This is a genomic window from Sphingopyxis sp. (assembly GCF_035565275.1).
In the GTDB taxonomy this organism is placed as follows: domain Bacteria; phylum Pseudomonadota; class Alphaproteobacteria; order Sphingomonadales; family Sphingomonadaceae; genus Sphingopyxis.
The window spans coordinates 1-20,367 of sequence record NZ_DATMST010000050.1 but is presented as its reverse complement, the minus strand read 5'-3'; the positions used below and the strand labels follow the sequence as shown (position 1 = coordinate 20,367).

The window sequence follows — 20,367 nt, the reverse complement described above, 5'->3', positions numbered from 1 at the left end:
CTCGCTAGCGAGAGAAGATAATCGCGCTGGAATGCGTGCGGCCGCCAAGGATAGATTTGAGCGACCCCCACATGCCGGTATTGCCGGTAACTTGAGGCGTCTCTCATCGAGCCTTCTCGCGCCTAGCCTTAAGAAATATGAGTTCGATACCCAGCACCCTCGCGAAGGTCGTGAAACCGGCGACTGTGGCGATGGCCATCATCGAAAGCAGAAGAACCGGAAGATTGGCGGGGCTAATCAGCACACAAATGAGCAACGATGCGGCAATATAACAAAAAGAAATCCGTCCGACGTACAGGTTACCAGCAAGCATCGATCGCCGAAACAAACCCATCATGAATCCCAGTAATGCAAATCCGATGATCATGCCCAGATAGCCGAAGTCATAGACTGCACTCGCAGCCGCCGGTATGAAATATCCATCATAATCGGTGGCGCTAAGCTGATAGCCGAACCGGCTCAAAAACATGTCCTGAAATCCCGAAAAAGCGGTCGACACGCCTGGATTGACGTCGGCGATGATCACGTTCCCCACCCACGCCACATGAAAGGCGTATAGGAGTACGGCGGTTCCGAAATTCGAAATTTCGTCAACACTCTCCAAGCCGCTGGAATAGGGTATCGAATAGCATTGCGCCATGATCTCGATGGCCGGCTGCGCAAGGTGTATGCAGAGCTGGCTAAGATAGTCGCCCGCGCTCGCAGCGCCAAAAGCGTTAGCTCGTAGCGCGAAGATTCCTCCAAAAAGACCCGCAATCAGAATACCGCCGCCAATCAGCCGAAATCGGGTCAGAAAACTGGGAAGTCGCGGCAATCCCATTGCGCCTCTTCCCAGCATTGCCGCTGCTATCAAGGCAACCGCAATCAACAAGGCTGTACGTCCGCCCGTTATATAAGTCAGTCCAAGCATCCCCAATACTACGAGCGCGGCGACAACATAGCGCTCGCGGCCCCACTTCTCCCAGTCAAAAATCATGTTGATCAAAGGCAAGTAAACTGCTGCTGAAAAAATATTCCCGGCGATACTCAGCACCCCCCCCCGCTCGCCAACGCGGGTGAATTCAGCGCGCGCCGCTGCGATCCCAAGGTTCACATAGTCTATGCCCCGAAAGGTCGTGCGGTCGTAGAACATAGCCCAAAGGCCGAGCAGCGCTATGATCGCCACAACGATATTGAACGTGGTCGACGTCGAGCGAATGCTGATTGTATCGGCCGACCGCAAAGAAGCGACGAAATAGCCGCCCAGCGCTGCATAGCTCGCTCCCGTTAAGAGGAGGACAAAACCCACAGCCCAAAATTTGAACATCAGCCCGGTATAAAGAGCCGCAACCAGCGCGAAACCGATAGTGAACCACACGATCGACAGCATCGGTGACTTGGGTTGCGACGCGTTGGCCGCCGACCGGGATCTCCGGATCACGCCCGCCCCTTCTCGGATACCAGCGTACGGAAATATTTGATCGTCTTATCCAGTCCCTGCTCGAGTCCAACGGAGGGTTCCCATCCCAGAATGCCGCGCGCCTTATCCACATTGGGACGGCGCTGCATTGGGTCGTTCACTGGCAGATCACGGAACACGATTTTTGCCTCGTTCCCGATCATCCCGACAATCTTTTCGGCAAGTTGCCGAATAGTGAACTCGCCAGGATTGCCGATATTGATCGGTCCGGTGATCTCGTCAGGGGACTCCATCAGCTTAATCATGCCGTCTATCAGATCATCAACATAGCAAAAGGAACGTGTTTGACTGCCGTCGCCATAGATCGTGATTGGCTGCCCGGTTAGCGCCTGCATGATGAAGTTCGAAACGACGCGTCCATCTTCCGGGTGCATGCGCGGACCATAGGTATTGAAAATCCGCATGACCTTGATGCGGACATTATTCTGGCGATGATAGTCGAAGAAAAGGGTTTCGGCGCAACGCTTGCCTTCGTCATAGCAGGACCGCGGCCCGATTGGATTCACATTGCCCCAATATTCCTCGGTCTGGGGATGCTGGTCGGGATCGCCATAGACCTCCGACGTTGACGCCTGTAGAATCTTGGCGCCGGTGCGCTTGGCAAGGCCGAGCATATTGATCGCACCGTGGACGCTCGTTTTCGTGGTCTGCACCGGGTCATACTGATAATGCACGGGCGAAGCCGGGCACGCCAGATTATAGATTTCGTCGACTTCAACGAAAAGCGGAAACGTGACGTCGTGACGCATCATCTCGAAATTCGGTTCGCCGAGCAGATGCGCGACATTCGACCGCCGTCCGGTGAAATAATTGTCGATGCCGAGCACGTCATGGCCCTGCGCGACCAGCCGCTCGCACAAATGGCTGCCAAGAAAGCCCGCGGCGCCCGTGACCAGTATCCGCTTGGAATCGTAGCGCGATGTCATTCGATAATCTCCATTTCCTCTCCGGAACGTCGTAGATCAAAGCTCACGGCGTATGGCGCGCATCCACGCCGAGGTCCCGACATACAATATCCAGTGTGCCGGACGCAGCAGCCGAAAAAGACTGCCCTTCCCGCGCCTGTCATAATCTTCGCCAATCACGTTCAATGCCTTGCGGACCATCATGCTCTTGCTAGCCGAAATCGACGACGGCAGCTTGCGATAATGGACTAGCGGAGTCCCGATGCGGATGACCCTGCCTCCGCTCCCCGTGATGCGCAACCACATGTCAAAATCTTCTACAGCGATATGAGTACGCGACGAATTGAAAGGGCCGGCGGTCATCAACGACGCCCGACGTCCGATAACGCTCGAAAGCGCGATCCAGTTCTTCAGCAGCAACCGGCCATGACTTATACTGGTTAGCGGTACCTCGCCGTCAGGGCGCACAAAGGCCGCAGGATTTTCGCCATCGGCAAAATCGCGCACCACTGCCGATACGATATCGGCGCCGCTGTCCCTCGCGATCGCCATTTGCAATTCGAGCTTATAGGGCGCCCACAAATCATCGGCATCGCAAAAGGCGATATATCCCCCGGACGATTGATCGATACCAAGATTGCGTGGGCCCGCCGGACCACCAAAATTGCTTGGCGAACGATGATAATGAAAACGGGCGTCGCGCGCGCAGAATTCCTGCACGATCTTGGCTGAATCGTCTGTTGAACAATCGTCCACGACATGGACGTCGAAGTCGACAAAGCTTTGCCCCATAATTGACGTCAACGTCTCCGCGATGTATTTTTCGGCGTTGTAGACGGGCACAACGACAGAAACCTGAGGCATGGGTCTATCCATTAGAACAGGCTATTGGGCGAAATAGTCGCGCGGCCGGCGGGCATTGGATTCGACATCATGTCAACTACCCAACCGAACACCTGACAGGACGACGCGCGTCGGAGAGCGCCGTGTGCCGCCATCGACCAGCATTTCCAATTTGGCAGCAGAGCAGGTCTGCGGGAGAGCCACTCTGGCGACGCTGTTATTCGCAATTTCGAGGAGATTTCTACTCTGCACAACGCGTCCGGCACCTTCTCCCAAGACGCACGAAATTCGCCAGAAAGCCTGAGATTGCTCGCCTGGATCGCCTTCGACTTTCTTGAACAACAACTGGCCGGGCGACCCGGTTTTCAGGAAAACGGCTTTAGTCGCCGCAACGCCGCTAACCTCGCCAATCACGAAAAACTCCGCCTCATCAGGTCCGAGCAACGCGCCGCCTCGGTCGGAACGAGAACCGAAATCCCAGATGATCGGAGCGTACCCGTTGGTCGAGCCCGCTGACGTCAGCGAGACATCGTAAAGGTCAGCGGCCTTAGTACCCGGAATCTTGGGATAGACCTTGCGCAGCAAATCATAGTGATTCTGCGACCCCAGACGATAAACGAGCGAAGCATAGCTGTTCGACAGACGATCGACGTCAGGCGCGCGATCGAGCGACGCGACCAGCTCGCCCAGCGGTTTGACGCTCGGCGATTTCTCGAGCGTGATATAGAAAAAGCGCTCCATCCACGGCGTGCTTGCCTTGATGAAGGGCTTGATGGCGGCGCGCGCCTCGGGCAGCTGGATCGCGAGCGCCAGCCGATCGAGCAACGGGTCGGTCGCCTGCGGCATGGTGCGCAGCATGACGTCCATGTGACGCAGCGCCTCGGCGACATCGCCCTCGCGACTTTTGAGGTCGGCAAGCCACAATTGCGCGACGCCTTCACGCCGGGATAGCCGATCGACCATCATCATCTTCGCCTCGGCTGCCTTCTTGCGGCCCGACAGATCGTCGTTGAGCGCGAGCATGCGAAGCGCCCGCACATTGAGCGGTGTTTGCTCAAGCGCCGCGGTCGCAAGGCGTGATACCGCCCGCTGCTCGCGGAAACCGGGCAGCGCCTGCTTCCGTTGGAGCGCCGCCATCTGCGGACGGATCAGGTCGAAACCCGGCCCCCATCGCGTGTCGGGCATCACCATCAGGCCGACGCCCACCCGTGCGTTCATGAAGCTGAAGAAGGCCAGAATCAGCGCGAGCATGCCCACGACGATCACGGGCCACCCCGGCATGACGAACGTCATGCCCGGCGTGGCGCCCCGCCGGCGCGACTTTCGCCGCCACTGAGGGAGTCGAAGAACCATGAATCAGTCGCCTTTGCGATCCGCGTCGCCCTGCGTTTCCCCATAGCCGTAACCATAGCCATAGCCGTAGCCATAGCCCCGCTGGTTGCTGCGATATTTGGTCAGCACCACACCGAACACGCGCGCATGGGCGTCGAGCAGGCGGCGCACCGCAAGGCTTGCGCCGCGAACCGGTGTACGGCGGGATTCGACCACATAGACCACACCTTCGACCACGCTCGCGACCAGCGGCGCGTCCGAGAAACCGAGCATCGGCGGACTGTCGACGATGACATGGTCGAAGCGCTTGCGAAGTTCGGCCACGAGCAATTGCAACCTGCGACCGCCGAGCAGTTCCGCCGGATTCGGCGGCTGCGGTCCCGAAGTCATGAAGCTCAGATTCTTGTACTGCGAGGGGCGGATCAGCGCATCGAGATTGTCGTCGCCAGCGAGGAAGTTGCTGGTCCCCGCCTCGTTGGCCGCGTCGAAATAGCGGTTGATCGTCGGCTTTCGAAGATCGGCGTCGACCAGCACCACCGATCGTCCGGTCCGCCCGAGGATAGCCGCGAGCGCAAAGCTCGTCGTCGATTTGCCTTCGGACGGCGATGTGCTCGTCGTCATCAGCGACTGCGGGATGCCATGGTCGGTCGAGAAGCTGAGGTTGGTTCGTACCGTGAAATACGCATCCGCCAGCGCCGACTTCGGATCGGCCAGCAATTCCCTCGCCTCGCCATCTTCGAAAACGGGGATTGCGCCGAGCAGCGGCAGGCCGAGGCGCTGGCGAACCTGATCGGGTTCGCGCAGCCCCTCATCGAGATTTTCGAGTACGAACACCGCAGCGGCGGCAAGGCCGAGACCCATCGCGAGCGCGAACAGCAGGTTGATGGCCAGGCGCGGCGACGACGGTCGCTCGGGCACCGGCGCGACATCGACCACCGACACATTGTTCGCACCGACGCCCGCCACGCCGATTTCCTTGTAACGCTGCAACAGGCCGTCGTAGAGCTGACGGTTAGTGTCCGCTTCACGCTGATAGATATTATACTGGATGCTGTCGCGCTGTTCCTGGTTCAACTCTGCCAGCAACGCGTTGAGCCGGGCGCGCAAGGCGCCCTCGCGCTTCTGCGCCGCTTCGAAATTGGTAATGAATGTGTCGACCGACCGCTGTTCCTGCGACGCGATGCTGCGCTTCAGCGAAGCGATCTGCTGCTGCACGGCCTGAGCGGCGGGGTATTCGGGTTCGAACTGGACGAGCAGCCGCGCATATTCGCCTTCCGCTTCCGCGAGCTGCTGGCGCAGGACGTTCAGGGCCGGGTTCTGCAACGCCGCATCGCTGGAGCGTCGTGCCCGAGCGGCGTCGAGACGCCCTTCAGCATCGACCCGCGCTACCGTTGCAGCGGCGAGCGCCTCGCTCAGCTGCCGAACGTTCGTTCCGGTTAGCGTGTCGAGATCGCGTGGCGACTGTTTCGGATCCTGATTCATGCGGACGATGCCGCGCTGCGAGGCATAATTGACCAGATCGCGCTCGGATTGCTCGACCCGCTGACGCAGGCCATCGAGGCGCGATTCCAAGAACTTCCGGGCATCGGCAGTCGATTCGAACCGGCGGGCCATGCTCTGTGCGATGAATTGCTCGACCCATGCGTTGGCGATTTGCGCCGACAGCGACGGCGATGCGCTGGTGTAGCTCACGTCGACCAGTGCCGAACTGCGGATCGGACTGATCGAAATATGCTCGAGCAATGTTTCGACGACAAGATTTTGCCGATCCGCCAAGGCAGCGCTGTCGAGCGGCCGCTGGGATTCGCTGCCGAGAAGCGACGCGTCTGGCGGTTCGATGCCGTTGGCTTCGAAGAAGACGGTGCTGCGCGGCAAATTCAGCTGGCGCGACACGCGCTCGGCGAGCGAGCGCGCCTCAAGCAGCGAATATTGGGTGAAATAGAATTCGAGATCGCGCCCCGCTTCCTCCGACTGGACACCCTGCACATTCGTGATGCGCTGCTGCTGACGCGCAATCTCGACACGCGACGTCGCCGTATATTGCGGGGTCGCAAGCAGTGTGAGCAGGATGCCGCCGACCAGCGACGCCACGATGATTCCGAGCACCAGCCAGCGGTGCCGGACCACCATGTTCCAATATTGGAGAACAAGCGGAACCTCGACGATATTGTCCGGTTCCTCGCCCAGAATCGCCGGGGTGTCCGACGACGTGGCTTCGACAGGAAGGCTATTCATATTAATCTTGTCCCCGGACAATCTGGGCGAATATCAGAAACTAAAGGGCATTGCTGCTGACCAGCGCGATGATCGGCGCAGTCACGAGCGCCGACGCCTGGACGATCCTCGAGAACATGCGCCGCCCTGGAGAATCGCCGACGACGACGATGTCCTGCGCATAAACGCTCGGATCGGGATAATAGCCGCGCCGGATCGCCGCCATGTTGTAAAGCGCCACCATCCGCTTGTCGCCAACGGTACGGAATACGACGACGTCGTCGAGTTTTGCGAACTCGCCCGCTCCCTTGGCAGCTGCAACCGCGCGCATGAGCGTCATGTTGCCGACCACCGGATAATTGCCGGGCTCGATCACCTGGCCCTCGACCGTTACATACTGGCTCGTCGACTGGAACAGATTGACCGAAACCTGCGGATTGCGCACATGGCCCGCCCGCATCTTGGCGACGATCTCCCCGGTGACCTGTTCGGGCGTTTGCCCGGCGGCGCGCACCGTTCCGGCGATCGGAAGGGCAATATTGCCCGCAGCGTCGACTTGGAACTCACGCTTGTTCAGTTCCTCGAAGCCGATGACATCGACGATCAGCCGGTCGAAAGCGCCGATGTGATATCCGCCCTCGGCAACCTGCGTCGGTGCCGGCAGCTCCGTGCCGCCAATGACCTCGATATATTGATTGGACTGAAGCGGCAGCACCTTTTCGGCGCACCCCCCCGTCATGGCCAGCACGGCAGCAGCGAAAATGACTCGCGTCATGGCTCTCAGATCTCCGATATCGGTTCGCCGGGACCGGCATTGATTTGGTGGGGTGGCCGAGCCCCCTCGGACTGCTTGAAAATCCCTGCCAGTACGGCGGCGCAAAACACGCCCAGAACGGCAAGCGACGGTGTTCTGGCGGGATACTCTGCAACGCTACCCATGGCAAGGAGCAGCAGGATCACGGCGGCGCAACGCGCTGCGATCAGCGTCGACCGCTCTCCGCGGCGGACGTTGCGGGACAACAATAGCCTGCGCACCGCGAACAGGAACATGATGCCGCCCCACACCGCGAGCAACATCGCCGGCAATCCGCCGGTCATCGCCAGCTCCAGCCAATCATTATGGGCGTGATTGAGATAGAATGGGGACAGCAGCGTCCCGGGTTCGTAGCTGCGAAAGACCTCGTCAAAGCTCCCGAAACCACTGCCCCAGGGAAAGACATCGCGCGTGATTTCCCAGATAGTCGGAAGGGCTTGGAAGCGCAGATCCTGCGACGCATCGAGTTTTACCAGACGCCGGAAAGCTTCGCCGCGCGAGAGGAGGATGGTCGCCAGCGACAGAAGCAGCAAACCGCCGATCACGATCCACGGTGCATATTTGACAAGGCGCGCCGTTTTCTTTGGAGCGGTCGCGCTGTCGCGCCGGTCGAACACCCAAAGCGCCAGCACCAGTCCGATCAGACCGAGAAGAAGGCCGTTACGCGATCCGGTTACGAGAATGAGCGGCGCGACGAAGGCTGCCGCAGCAATCGAGCAGATCCAGTGCAGTTGGAGCCGCCCCCGCGCATTGTCCACCAGCGACACGTGCATCGCCAGCAAAGGGAAGAGGCTGGCCAGCAGCACCGCCTGATGATTGCGATTCGCAAAAAGCCCCACGGCCGCACCATTGTTGGTGAGGTCATAGAAATAGAGCGCGCCCTGCGGGGATCCCAACAGCTGCAGGAGACCTATGACGCCGCTAAGGACGCCGAGGATCAGAAACAGGCGCAACGCACGTACCTGCTCGTTGCCGCTTGCGACCACCGCGAGAATCAGAACCGCAAATGGCAGCAACAGACTGAACAGGGCGTTCCATGCGGCAGCCGGCGACATCGACAGCGGCAGCCAGGGAAGCGGCATTCCCGCAACGCGGTAAACGTCGACCGCCACCTCTCGACCCGGCAGGCTCGACCAGAGACCGGGCGGCAGCGGAATGACATGCATCACGGCGAGCAGAAAAACGCAAAGTGCGAATGTCATCAGCGCCGGCGAACGCCGGAAAGCTGCGCGACCGTGAAAATAGACCGCATAAACAAACAGCAACGCCGACAATGGGCGAAGTAGCAGGAGAGAAATGATATCCGGCCGCGAAGATCCGCCGATCAATACCGCCACGACGATTGCCGCCAGCAACGGCCAAGCGACTTCGTTTATGTTGCCACGATCATTCCATCGCGCAGCTTTCGTGCGAAGCATACTAATCTCGTCAATCACTTAGCTGCTGCAACCAGACGGTCTTGCCAGCACAATTTCAAGGGTGCGCCTTAGGGCATGTTCCAGACGCATACCAGCGGAATTTTCCGGATCGGCGGCAGTTCGCCGCCGATCATCCGGTGGCGGCGCGGGACGCTTCCACACCGGATGCGGGGGGAGCATATTCAGGCACGAGCCGGCGCAGCGTCGCAATCGCTTCTTCGGCATGTCCTTCGTCGAGGCGATCGCGCAACTCGCCGAGTTCGGCCATCAATTGCGGCCAGGGTATCATCGTCTCATTCGCCCTGATGATCCGCTCGTGGGTCGTCGCCTGCGGCTGCTCGCCGATCAGAAGCTCTTCATAGAGTTTCTCGCCGGGGCGCATTCCGACCTCGCGGATCTCTATATCGCCGTCGGGGTTCGATCCATCGCGTACCGTCAGGCCCGACAGCCGTACCATCGATGCCGCGAGATCGACGATCCGTACCGGCTCACCCATATCGAGAACGAAAACCTCGCCTCCATTTGCCATAGCCCCCGCCTGAATGACCAGCTGCGCCGCTTCGGGTATGGTCATGAAGTATCGGGTTACGTTGCGATCGGTAAGGGTAACCGGCCCCCCCGCCTTGATTTGCGCAAGGAAACGCGGAACGACCGATCCGCTGGACCCGAGGACGTTGCCAAAGCGCACCATGGCAAACGTCGTCGAAGCGGTCTGCGCTGCCCGCGCCTGCAGGATCAGTTCGCAGATGCGTTTCGATGCGCCCATGATATTGGTCGGCCGCACGGCCTTGTCGGTGCTGATGAGGATGAACGTTTTCACGCCTGCGGCTTCTGCTGCGAGACAACTGTTCAAAGTCCCGAAAACATTGTTCCGCAATCCCGCTACCGGATTGGCTTCGACAAGCGGAACATGCTTGTACGCGGCGGCGTGAAACACCGTTTCGGGTTTCCAGCGCGCGTACATGCGCATTGCCGATTGCCTGTCGGCTACGCTTCCCAGTTCAGGAACGATCGAAGCCTCGTCGAGCCCCAGTTCGCGGGCCTGCGCGTGCAGTTCGTCATCGATCTGGTAAAGCGCGAATTCGGACTGTTCGACAAGCACCAGCTTTCGCGGCCGCAGGGCCAGAATCTGGCGGCATAACTCGCTGCCGATCGAGCCGCCGGCTCCCGACACCAGCACCGTCTTGCCGCTGACGTTGCGGCTCAGAAGCAGCGCATTGGGTGTCACCGGATCGCGGCCAAGCAGATCTTCGATCTGCACGGCGCGAAGGTCGTTGATCGATACGTCGCCGTCGATGATCTTGCCGACGCTCGGCAAGACCCGCACCTGGACGTGGTAATGCTGAAGCGTGGCGATGATTTCCCGGCGGCGCGCGCGCGAAATTCTTGGCAGGCCGATCAGCACCTCATCGATCGCCAGCGTCTGGATCACCCAGTCGAGCCGATCGGGCGAATAGACTTGGATTCCGTCGATCCGCTGGCCGTTGAGCCGGGCGTCGTCATCGATATAGCCGAGCACCTGCATATGCGGCTCGTGGCGCAGCGACAGCGACAGTTGCTGCCCTGCCCGTCCGGCGCCGTAGATCAGCACGCGCCGCAGATCGCGAACCCCGTGCGCGCGATGGAGGATGTCGACCAGCGCAAAACGGATCAGCAGCCGGCTGACGCACAGCAGCGCCAGAAAGATGATCGGGTGCAGCAGGCCCATCGTGCGCGGCACCCCGGGAACCACGATGATCATGAAGAGCGCCGTCATCGGGACCGCGAGGATCGCGACTGCGACCGCCAGCCCCATCATCGTCCGCCCGCCGGAAAAACGGATGATCGACAGATAGATGCCGCATCGCCAGGCGATCGGAAACCAGAAGACCAGCCCCGCCAGCGAAAGCAGCAGAACCGGCCGGGTAAAAAGCTCCCATTCGCCGACGCGCAGCGACAGCGCGATCCAGACCGCGACGACGCACAGGATCGCATCCATGCATCCCGCGACCAGCTGCCGGTTCTGACGCGGCATATCGGCCAGCCGGCCAAGCCAGTAGACTGCAAAGGCCATGACGCGTTCGCGGAACAAAAGCTGCTCGCCCTTCCAACTCGTCATCCCCGCCCCCTATTTCCACAAGGTCCGAAAGGCTCAATGCTCAGGCGATACAACAACATCGTGGTCCAAAGCCCGGAAAATGCCCGTGCCGATCGTAACTGACAAGGCCGAAGCGTCACCCGATCATCCGTTCGTCGTCAAAAACCAACGATCCGATCCCTCGATACCGATCGCCGTCAGCTTTCCGCTGCTATACGCGCCGGTGTCGATCCCGATCCGGTTGGGCCATTCATCGATTTCCTCGGTGATCGTGTGGCCGTGGACGATCATCGCACCATGGTCGCGCTCGTCCTCAAGGAAATCGTCGCGAATCCATCGCAAATCCGCCAGTTTCTGCTTGCCCATAGGCACGCCCGGGCGAATGCCCGCGTGGACGAAGATATAATCGCCGATCTCGACGACGTCCTCGCCGCGACCGAGAAAGGCCACATGTTCCTCGGGCACCAGTTGCGGAAGTATCGCCGCGACATCCTCGAAGCTCGCTACGGCGAAATCCCTGTCGATATTCCAATAGCTGCGAACTGTCGCATCGCCGCCTATCCGCATGAAATAACGAAGCTTTCGAACGTCGCCGGTCAGCGCCCCGAGAAAACATTCCTCATGGTTGCCGATCAGGAGGCGCATGTCATCGAATTCTTCGCGCAGACGAAGCGCGCGCTCGACGACCGCCGCCGAATCCGGCCCCCGGTCGACAAGGTCGCCGAGCAGGATGATCGTGACGTCGGCATCCCCGCGCTGCCGATTGTCTGCCCGTATCATCTCGATCAACGAGGCAAACAGGTCGTCGCGGCCGTGTACGTCGCCAATCGCATAGACGCGCCGGCCGGGCGGGACTGCAAAATCAACTCCGACGGACGAAACCGGCTTGTTTTTACGCTTCCAGAACATCAAAAATGAACCGTTCCCACTTCGAATACGCCTGTTTCGGCCGAAAAAGGGGCCACCGGTCGAGATTCCGCCCCCTAGCCGCCCTGCCGGGCGGTGGCAATATACGCACGAGGGCGGCAAATGTTGCCCGCCGGCGTGACGGCCTTTCTTCGGCCCCGCGGGCGACGCTTAAGGGTGTGGCAAGATTTCGCACTTAATCGCTTGTTAGTCATCGGCTTACGGGTACGAAGCCCCAGAGCGGCCGGTGCAGGAGGCGTCGATAATGAAAGTGATGACGGTTTTCGGGACGCGCCCGGAAGCGATCAAGATGTTTCCGGTCGTGCATGCGCTGCGCGACCGGCCAGAGATCGATGCGCGCGTCTGCGTTACCGCGCAACATCGTGAAATGCTCGATCAGGTTCTCGCGATCGCACGTATTACCCCTGACATCGATCTTGACGTCATGCAGGCCAACCAGACACTCGACGGCCTTCTTGCAAAGCTCGTCACCGGACTGGGCGAAACCTTCGATACTGAACGGCCCGACCGCATCCTTGTTCATGGTGATACGCTGACAACCATGGCCGCGACGCTCGCCGCCTATTTCCGCAAGATTCCGGTCGGGCACGTCGAGGCCGGGCTTCGCAGCGGCAATATCTATCATCCGTGGCCCGAGGAAGTTAACCGCAAGGTTGCGGGGGCAGTCGCCGACTTGCACTTCGCACCGACCGCGACCGCCGCAGCGGCGCTGCGAGCCGAAAATGTGCCTGCCGACCGCATCCACGTCACGGGCAATACGGTGATCGACGCGCTGCTTGCGACCAAGGCCCGGATCGATGAGGAACCCGCGCTTGCTGCGGGACTCGATCCACTCGTCGCCCGCTTCGCTGGAAAGCGCATCATCGCGGTTACCTCGCATCGGCGCGAGAATTTCGGCGACGGGATGAGAGCCATCGCCGACGCGGTCGCCGGGATCGCCGCGCGGCCCGATGTCGCGGTGATCTTTCCCGTTCATCCAAATCCGCACGTGCGCAGTGCGATGGAGCCGATCCTTGGCGGTCTTGCGAATGTCGCGCTGATCGATCCGCTCGACTATCCGCATTTCGTCCGCCTGCTCGCCGCGTCAAACCTGGTGCTGACCGACAGCGGCGGGGTGCAGGAAGAAGCACCGTCGCTCGGCAAGCCCGTGCTCGTGATGCGCGAGACGACCGAGCGTCCCGAGGGCGTAGAGGCCGGGACAGCGCGGCTTGTCGGAGCCGACAAAGAGCGTATTGTTTCCGAAATTTTCAAGCTTTTGGACGACAAGGAAGCCTATTCGGCCATGGCCCGCGCCCATAACCCGTTCGGCGACGGCACGGCGGCCACACAGATTGCGGAGATTGTTGCGCGTGCCCATTGATACGGAACAGCAGGTCACGGTCCTCGGGCTCGGCTATATCGGACTGCCCACGGCGGCGCTGATTGCGCGTTCGGGGTGCAAGGTCACCGGCGTCGACGTCAGCCGCAAGGTCGTCGACACCGTCAACAGCGGCAAGGTCCATATCGAAGAGGTCGATCTCGACGGCCTCGTTCAGGGCGTCGTGTCGCGCGGCGCGCTTGTCGCCTCGACCGAGGTCGCCCCCGCCGACGCCTTCGTCATCGCGGTGCCGACGCCGCACGACGAGGAACATCGGCCCGACATCAGCCACGTGCTCTCGGCCGCGCGCGCGATCGCGCCGCAGCTCGAGGTCGGCAATCTCGTCATTCTCGAATCGACCTCACCCGTCGGCACGACCGAAAAGGTCGCCGAGCTGCTTGCCGAACTGCGCCCCGATCTCAAGGTCCCCGGCGCTTGCTCCGGCGCCGCCGATATTTTCGTTGCCTATTGCCCCGAGCGCGTGCTTCCGGGCCGCATCCTCATCGAACTGGTCGACAACGATCGCTGCATCGGTGGCATCACCCCGCGCTGCGCCCGCCGCGCGATGACCTTCTATCGCCAGTTCGTCCGCGGCGCCTGCGTCACCACCTCGGCGCGCGCCGCCGAAATGGTCAAGCTTGTCGAGAACAGCTACCGCGACGTCAACATCGCCTTCGCCAACGAACTGTCGATGATGGCCGAGCATATGGGCGTCGATGTATGGGAGGTGATCCGCCTCGCCAACCGCCACCCGCGCGTCAACATCCTCCAGCCCGGCCCCGGCGTCGGCGGCCATTGCATCGCGGTCGATCCGTGGTTCCTCGTCCACGGCGCGCCCGACCATAGCCGCCTGATCCGCACTGCGCGCGAGGTCAACCTCGCCAAGACCGCGCATGTTATCGGCGCTGCAGAAATGCTCGTGTCGCAGCATCCGCAGGCGCGGGTCGCGTGTCTCGGCCTTGCCTTCAAGCCCAATATCGACGATTTCCGCGAAAGCCCCGCGGTCGAGGTCGCAGCCGCGCTGGCACGCCGGTTCGGCAAGCAGATCGAAATCGTCGAGCCCTATGCGCGCGGCTTGCCAATGGAATTTGCGGGGACCGGAGCGGAACTAATCGATCTCGACAGCGCTTTGGCTGCATGCGACCTGCTCATCGTCCTCGTCGATCATGATCTCTTCAAATCGATCCCGCTGGAAGAGCGCGGCGACAAGATCGTCTACGACACGCGCGGTCTCTGGCTCGACCAGCCTGGCGGCGCCAATGGTAATCGTTTGCACCGGGCCGCCTGACGCTCCTCCCTTAACGCCGCCGCGGCGCACCCGCATCGAGATACCATGCTAACTCGCCTCGAAACCATCGTAGTCGAAAAGCCTTGGGGCCGCACTGATATCCCGTCCGACTTCGGTGATTTTGGCAACCGGCGCATCGGCGAAATCTGGTTCGCGGATCCCCATGGCGACGATGCGCCGGTCATGGTCAAGTTCCTCTTCACCTCCGAACGGCTGTCGATCCAGGTTCATCCTGACGACGAAGACGCCCGAGCGGCGGGCCTGCCGCGCGGCAAGGAGGAATGCTGGCTGATCCTTTCGGCCGACCCCGATGCCGAGCTGGGGGTCGGTCTGACGCACGAGACGACGCGCGAGGCGCTTCATGAGGCTGCACTCGAGGGGTCGATCGTCGACATGATCGACTGGCGGCCATCGAAGGAAAATGACTTCGTCTATAACCGCGCCGGTACGATCCACGCGATCGGCGGCGGACTGACCGTCGTCGAGGTGCAGCAGAATCTCGACTGCACCTATCGCCTCTACGATTATGGTCGCCCGCGCGAACTGCACCTCGACGAGGGGCTCAAGGCCGCGACGCCCGGCCCCGTCCACGATCCGCGCGATACCGTCGTCGATCCCGCCTCCAGCCGCATGCTCGTCAGCGGTCCGCATTTCTATCTCGCCCAGCTGGCGGCGCCCGTCGACCGGACGCTGCTCGAAGCCGCAACGGGTGAACTCATCTTCGTGCCTTTGTCGGCGGGCTGCCGCGTCGAGGGCGAAACGGTCGCGCTCGGCGAAGCGGTGCTCCTCACCGATCCGTCGACGATCGAAATCGACGAAGGCGCCCGCGCGCTTCTGACCTGGCCCGCCTGAGGGCGAAAATCTCCCTCCCCTTGCAGCCCCGCATGCCATCGCCCATATCGCGCGGCATGACCAATCCCCATGCGCAAAGTGCCGCGCCCTGGCACGGAACCACCATTCTTTCCGCCCGCAGCGCCGACAAGGTCGTCGTCATCGGCGACGGCCAGGTCTCGATGGGCCAGACGGTGATGAAGCCCAACGCCCGCAAGGTCCGCCGCCTCCACGACGGCAGCGTGATCGGCGGATTTGCCGGTGCGACCGCCGACGCCTTCACGCTCTTCGAACGCCTCGAAGCCAAGCTCGAACGCCACAACGGCCAACTGCTCCGCGCCGCGGTCGAACTCGCCAAGGACTGGCGCACCGACAAATATCTCCGCAATCTGGAAGCCATGATGATCGTCGCCGACAAGGAGGTCACGCTGGTGATCACCGGCAACGGCGACGTGCTCGAACCCAGGGGCGGCATCGCGGCGATCGGATCGGGTGGAAATTTCGCGCTCTCGGCAGCGCGCGCGCTCGTCGATTATGAAAAGGATCCCGAGGCGCTGGCGAAGAAGGCGATGGAGGTCGCGGCCGACATCTGCGTCTACACGAACGACCAGTTCACTTCCGAAACCATCGAAATCCAGGCATAATCAAATGAACAAGGACCTGACTCCCAAGGCGATCGTCGCCGCCCTCGACACGCACATCATCGGCCAGAATGCCGCCAAGCGCGCGGTCGCGGTGGCGCTCCGCAATCGCTGGCGCCGCCAGCAGCTGTCGCCCGACCTGCGCGACGAGGTGAGCCCCAAGAACATCCTGATGATCGGCCCCACCGGCTGCGGCAAGACCGAAATCTCGCGCCGTCTGGCGAAGCTGGCCGACGCGCCCTTCATCAAGGTCGAGGCGACCAAATTCACCGAGGTCGGCTATGTCGGCCGCGATGTCGAACAGATCGCACGTGACCTCGTCGAGGAGGCCGTGCGCCTCGAAAAGGATCGCCGCCGTGAAGCCGTGCGCGCCGCCGCCGAAGAGGCTGCGATGGAGCGGCTGCTCGACGCGCTGACCGGCAAGGGCGCCAGCGAGGCGACGCGCCAGAGCTTTCGCCAGCGCATCCGCGAGGGGCATCTCGACGACAGCGAAGTCGAGATCGAGATTGCCGACGCGCCGAACATGCCCTTCGAACTGCCCGGTCAGCCGGGGCAGATGAGCATGATCAACCTCTCCGACATGCTCGGTAAGGCAATGGGTGGCATGCCAAAAAAACGCCGCAAGCTCAAGGTGATCGAGGCCGCGACGCGACTGATCGAGGAGGAGCAGGACAAGCGCCTCGATCAGGATGACGTCGCACGCATCGCGCTCGCCGACGCCGAAGCCAACGGCATCGTATTTCTCGACGAGATCGACAAGATCGCGGTCAGCGACGTGCGGGGCGGCTCGGTCAGCCGCGAAGGCGTCCAGCGCGACCTGCTGCCGCTGATCGAGGGCACAACCGTCGCGACCAAATATGGCCCGATGAAAACCGATCATATCCTGTTCATCGCCTCGGGCGCCTTTCATGTCGCGAAACCCAGCGACCTGCTCCCCGAACTGCAGGGCCGCCTGCCGATCCGCGTCGAACTGGGTGCCCTGACCGAAGCCGATTTCGTCCGCATCCTGAGCGAGACCAAGGCCGGCCTGCCCGAACAATATGCCGCGTTGCTTGGCACCGAAGACGTCACGCTGAACTTCTCGCCCGACGCGATCGCACGGGTCGCGAAGCTGGCGGCCGAGGTCAACGAAAAGGTCGAGAACATCGGGGCGCGGCGTCTGCAGACGATCATGGAGCGACTGGTCGAAGAGATCAGCTTCAGCGCCGAAGACGTGCCGGGCACCACGCTCGATATCGACGCTGCCTATGTCGACCGCCAGCTCGCCGAAGTCGTCGGCGACACCGACCTCAGCAAATATGTCCTTTAGAGGGGTGGCTTCGACTTAAAGCTGCCATCGCTTGTCTCGTCACCCCGGACTTGATCCGGGGTCCCGCTTGAGACCGTCGCGTGAGAAAAGCGGGATCCCGGGTCAAGCCCGGGATGGCGAAAGAGGGGCGAGGCAACTTCCGCTCCTCCCCCCGTTCCGGGCTTTCCCTAGCACGCTGCGCGCACGATCCAGGCCCTTACCCGGCAAACCCGAATCCGTATCTTTTCAGCCGTCCGTTTACCGAACTTCATTTGACTTTCGCGCGCCGTCAATGCGATGAACGGACGACACGGTCGATCTGGGTCAAACGGCCGGCACGGAGACAGTAATGGCAGATGAGGACGTCGCCCCCGAACAGGGCGAGTTGGCGATCACGCGCACCGGCGACCGGCTTCGGCTGGCGCGGGAGGCGGCGGGACTGTCGCTTGCCGATGTGGCGACGCGGACGCGCATCACCCAACGTCACCTCGCCGCGATCGAAAAATCCGATTACTCCGAACTTCCGGGCCGCACCTATGCCACCGGTTTCGCGCGCGCCTATGCCCGCGCGGTCGACCTGCCCGAGGCCGAGATCGGTGCCTCGGTGCGCCGCGAGCTCGAAGAGGACGCCTATGGTTCGCGTCCGCTCTATGAAGCATATGAACCGACCGATCCGGCACGCCTGCCAACGGCCCGACTGACCTGGACGCTCGTCGTCATCGCGCTGATCCTCGTGTCGGCTTACGGCGTGTGGCGGTTCCTGTCGGTCGAGCCCGACGAGGCACTGATCGCGGCGCAGAACCGCGCTGCCGACGAATCCGAAGCGCCCCAGGGCGAGGTAGCGGCCACGCCGGCGAGCAAGACCGGAACTGCGTCGGCTGTTGCGGCAAATGCGCCCGTCGTCCTGACCGGCCTCTCGGAGGTCTGGATCGGTTTCGACGACGCAAAGGGCAAGACGGAGAACTGGCGCACGCTCGACGCGGGTGAAACCTATCAGGTGCCGCCCGACTATATCGAACAATTCACGTTGCGGACGAGCATCCCGCAGGCCTTGAAGGTTACCGTTGGCGGCCGCGACGTCGGGTCGATCGGACCCGCCGACACGCTGGTCAAGGGCATTTCGCTAAAGCCCGCCGATCTGGTCGCGCGGACCGAAGGCAGCGTCGGCACGACGCCACCCGCGACAAGGCCGCAGCCGAAGGGTTAGTCGACAGCCATTCGCGGCGGTTCGAGCGGCAGCGCACCGAAATGGGTTTGCGCTGTCGCACTTTGCCGCGTTATGAACAGCAAAATGGTTAACTGGTGGGGGCCTGACGGCAGATGAAGATGCGTAAAATCACTTTCCTTGGTGCGGCCACGATCGCCCTGTCTGCGACGATGCCCGCAGCGGCGCAGGAGGGGCCGATCGACAAGCGGGTCGAGCGGCTCGAAAAGGAAATGCGTGCGGTGCAGCGGTCGGTCTTTCCAGGCGGCAGCCCGACCTTTTTCGAAGGCGAGATCGCACCCGACAAGACCCCCGGCGAACGGTCGCGCGCCAACGCGCCGGTAATCGACCTCACCGCCCGCGTCGACGCACTCGAAGCGCAATTGCAGACGCTGACCGGGCAGACCGAACAAAACGCCTTCCAGCTCCGCGAGCTCGAAAAACAGTTCACCGCCTACCAGGCCGAGATGGACAGGCGCTTTGCCGACCCCGCTGCCGCGGTCACCACACCCGGCGCGACCCCCGCAAGCCTCGCGCCGACGGTAAAACCACCCGCAACGACGGCCACGACCGCCGCCGCGCCGGTGAAAAAGCCCGCGACGACGCCGGCGGCCAAGCCTGCAACCACGGACGCGGCGCGGCTTGCCCTCGTCAAGAAGGTCGAGGTTCCGGCGAGCGGCAACGAGACCAAGGATGCCTATGACTATGGCTATCGTCTGTGGGAAGCCAAACTCTATCCCGAAGCGCAGGCGCAGTTGAAGACGGTCGTGACCAAATGGCCCAAGAGCAGCCAGGCAAGCTTCGCGCAGAACCTCCTTGGCCGCGCCTATCTCGACGAAGGCAAGCCCAGCCTTGCCGCCGTCGCCTTCTACAACAATTACAAGGACCGCCCGAGCGGCGCGCGCGCGCCGCACAGCCTGATGTATATGGGCGTCGCGCTCGACAAGCTCGGGCGCAAAGCCGACGCCTGCAAGGCGTTCCGCGAACTCGAAGAAGTCTATGGCGACAAGGCGCCACAGGATGTCCGCACCGATGCTGCCGCCGCAAAAGCAAAAGCAGGCTGCTGACCGCGACTCCGTCGAGCGGCTGGCGAGCGATCTCGCCACGCTCGGCGGGCCCGACTGGCACCGTCTGCATTATGGCGTGGCGGTGTCGGGCGGCCCCGACAGCATGGCCCTGCTCTGGCTGATGGCATCGCTGCTACCCGGACAGGTGTGGGCGGCAACGGTCGATCATGGCCTGCGCAAGGGATCGGACGAAGAAGCGCGGATGGTCGCAAGCTTCTGCAATCGCGAACATATTCCGCATTCGACCTTGCACCCCCCGGCGCCGATCAAGGGATCGCAGCAGGCGGCGGCGCGCGCCGAACGCTATCGTCTGCTCGAACAATGGCGCGAGGCCAATGCGCTCGACCATATCGTCACAGCGCATCACGCCGACGACCAGCTCGAAACCATCGTGATGCGGATCAATCGAAGCAGCGGCGTCGGCGGCCTCGCCGCAATTCGTGCGCGCAACGGCGTGATCCTGCGGCCGCTTCTTCACTGGCGGCGCGGCGAACTCGTCGACGTGGCGCTCGAAAACGACCTGCCCTTCGTCGACGATCCGTCGAACAGCGACAGCCGCTTCGACCGTGCGCGCCTGCGCCATGCGCTCCGCTCGCAATCGGTGCTCGACCCTGCTGCTGCGGCGCGCTCGGCCGCCTGGCTGGCCGAAGCCGACGAGGCGCTCGACTGGGCGGTCGAGCGGCTGATCGCATCCTGGCCCGA

17 protein-coding genes are annotated in these 20,367 nt (G+C 62.1%); 8 read left to right on the top strand and 9 right to left on the bottom strand.

The window, feature by feature from the left end:
* Positions 1–103 precede the first annotated feature (103 nt).
* The 9 genes from VN047_RS03240 to VN047_RS03200 form a co-directional block, all read right to left on the bottom strand.
* Entirely contained in the window at positions 104–1,420 is a 1,317-nt protein-coding gene (locus VN047_RS03240) for a hypothetical protein (RefSeq protein ID WP_325539972.1), read from the bottom strand.
* On the bottom strand, positions 1,417–2,385 hold the full coding sequence (locus VN047_RS03235; protein WP_325539970.1) for a UDP-glucuronic acid decarboxylase family protein: 969 nt from the start codon (positions 2,383–2,385) through the stop codon (positions 1,417–1,419). Before VN047_RS03235 ends, VN047_RS03240 begins: the two co-directional genes overlap by 4 nt.
* A gap of 36 nt (positions 2,386–2,421) precedes the next feature.
* Complete coding sequence (locus tag VN047_RS03230) at positions 2,422–3,228, bottom strand: glycosyltransferase family 2 protein (RefSeq protein ID WP_325539968.1); 807 nt, start codon at positions 3,226–3,228, stop codon at positions 2,422–2,424.
* A 72-nt stretch (positions 3,229–3,300) separates the two neighbouring features.
* A complete protein-coding gene (locus tag VN047_RS03225; RefSeq protein WP_325539966.1) occupies positions 3,301–4,500 on the bottom strand; it encodes a hypothetical protein in 1,200 nt (399 codons plus the stop codon).
* Between the two features lie 63 nt (positions 4,501–4,563).
* Positions 4,564–6,774 carry a GumC family protein gene (locus tag VN047_RS03220; protein WP_325539964.1) on the bottom strand — a complete coding sequence of 737 codons (2,211 nt, stop codon included), beginning with the start codon at positions 6,772–6,774 and terminating at the stop codon, positions 4,564–4,566.
* Positions 6,775–6,814: 40 nt separating this feature from the next.
* On the bottom strand, positions 6,815–7,528 hold the full coding sequence (locus VN047_RS03215; RefSeq protein ID WP_325539962.1) for a polysaccharide biosynthesis/export family protein: 714 nt from the start codon (positions 7,526–7,528) through the stop codon (positions 6,815–6,817).
* Between the two features lie 5 nt (positions 7,529–7,533).
* A complete protein-coding gene (locus VN047_RS03210; protein WP_325539960.1) occupies positions 7,534–8,985 on the bottom strand; it encodes an O-antigen ligase family protein in 1,452 nt (483 codons plus the stop codon).
* Positions 8,986–9,115: 130 nt separating this feature from the next.
* A complete protein-coding gene (locus VN047_RS03205) occupies positions 9,116–11,083 on the bottom strand; it encodes a nucleoside-diphosphate sugar epimerase/dehydratase (protein WP_325539958.1) in 1,968 nt (655 codons plus the stop codon).
* Between the two features lie 123 nt (positions 11,084–11,206).
* Positions 11,207–11,842 carry a metallophosphoesterase gene (locus VN047_RS03200; RefSeq protein WP_325540006.1) on the bottom strand — a complete coding sequence of 212 codons (636 nt, stop codon included), beginning with the start codon at positions 11,840–11,842 and terminating at the stop codon, positions 11,207–11,209.
* Between the two features lie 391 nt (positions 11,843–12,233).
* Between VN047_RS03200 and wecB the strand changes: the two genes are divergently transcribed.
* The 8 genes from wecB to tilS all read left to right on the top strand — a co-directional run.
* Positions 12,234–13,349 (top strand): non-hydrolyzing UDP-N-acetylglucosamine 2-epimerase, encoded by a 1,116-nt coding sequence (wecB, locus tag VN047_RS03195; RefSeq protein ID WP_325539956.1) that lies wholly within the window; start codon positions 12,234–12,236, stop codon positions 13,347–13,349.
* On the top strand, positions 13,339–14,634 hold the full coding sequence (gene wecC / locus VN047_RS03190; protein WP_325539954.1) for a UDP-N-acetyl-D-mannosamine dehydrogenase: 1,296 nt from the start codon (positions 13,339–13,341) through the stop codon (positions 14,632–14,634). Before wecB ends, wecC begins: the two co-directional genes overlap by 11 nt.
* 45 nt (positions 14,635–14,679) lie before the next feature.
* A complete protein-coding gene (locus tag VN047_RS03185; protein WP_325539952.1) occupies positions 14,680–15,486 on the top strand; it encodes a class I mannose-6-phosphate isomerase in 807 nt (268 codons plus the stop codon).
* 56 nt (positions 15,487–15,542) lie between these two features.
* Positions 15,543–16,109 (top strand): ATP-dependent protease subunit HslV, encoded by a 567-nt coding sequence (hslV, locus tag VN047_RS03180; protein WP_325539950.1) that lies wholly within the window; start codon positions 15,543–15,545, stop codon positions 16,107–16,109.
* A 4-nt stretch (positions 16,110–16,113) separates the two neighbouring features.
* Positions 16,114–17,415: an ATP-dependent protease ATPase subunit HslU gene (hslU, locus tag VN047_RS03175; RefSeq protein ID WP_325539948.1), complete on the top strand. Its 1,302-nt coding sequence runs from the start codon at positions 16,114–16,116 to the stop codon at positions 17,413–17,415.
* Positions 17,416–17,743: 328 nt separating this feature from the next.
* Complete coding sequence (locus VN047_RS03170) at positions 17,744–18,601, top strand: helix-turn-helix domain-containing protein (RefSeq protein ID WP_325539946.1); 858 nt, start codon at positions 17,744–17,746, stop codon at positions 18,599–18,601.
* A 113-nt stretch (positions 18,602–18,714) separates the two neighbouring features.
* Positions 18,715–19,665, top strand: a complete 951-nt coding sequence (locus VN047_RS03165) for a tetratricopeptide repeat protein (RefSeq protein WP_414712657.1) — start codon at positions 18,715–18,717, stop codon at positions 19,663–19,665.
* Positions 19,619–20,367, top strand: a 749-nt coding sequence (gene tilS, locus VN047_RS03160; protein ID WP_325539942.1) for a tRNA lysidine(34) synthetase TilS, incomplete at its 3' end; no start/stop codon positions are given. The genes VN047_RS03165 and tilS, both read left to right, overlap by 47 nt.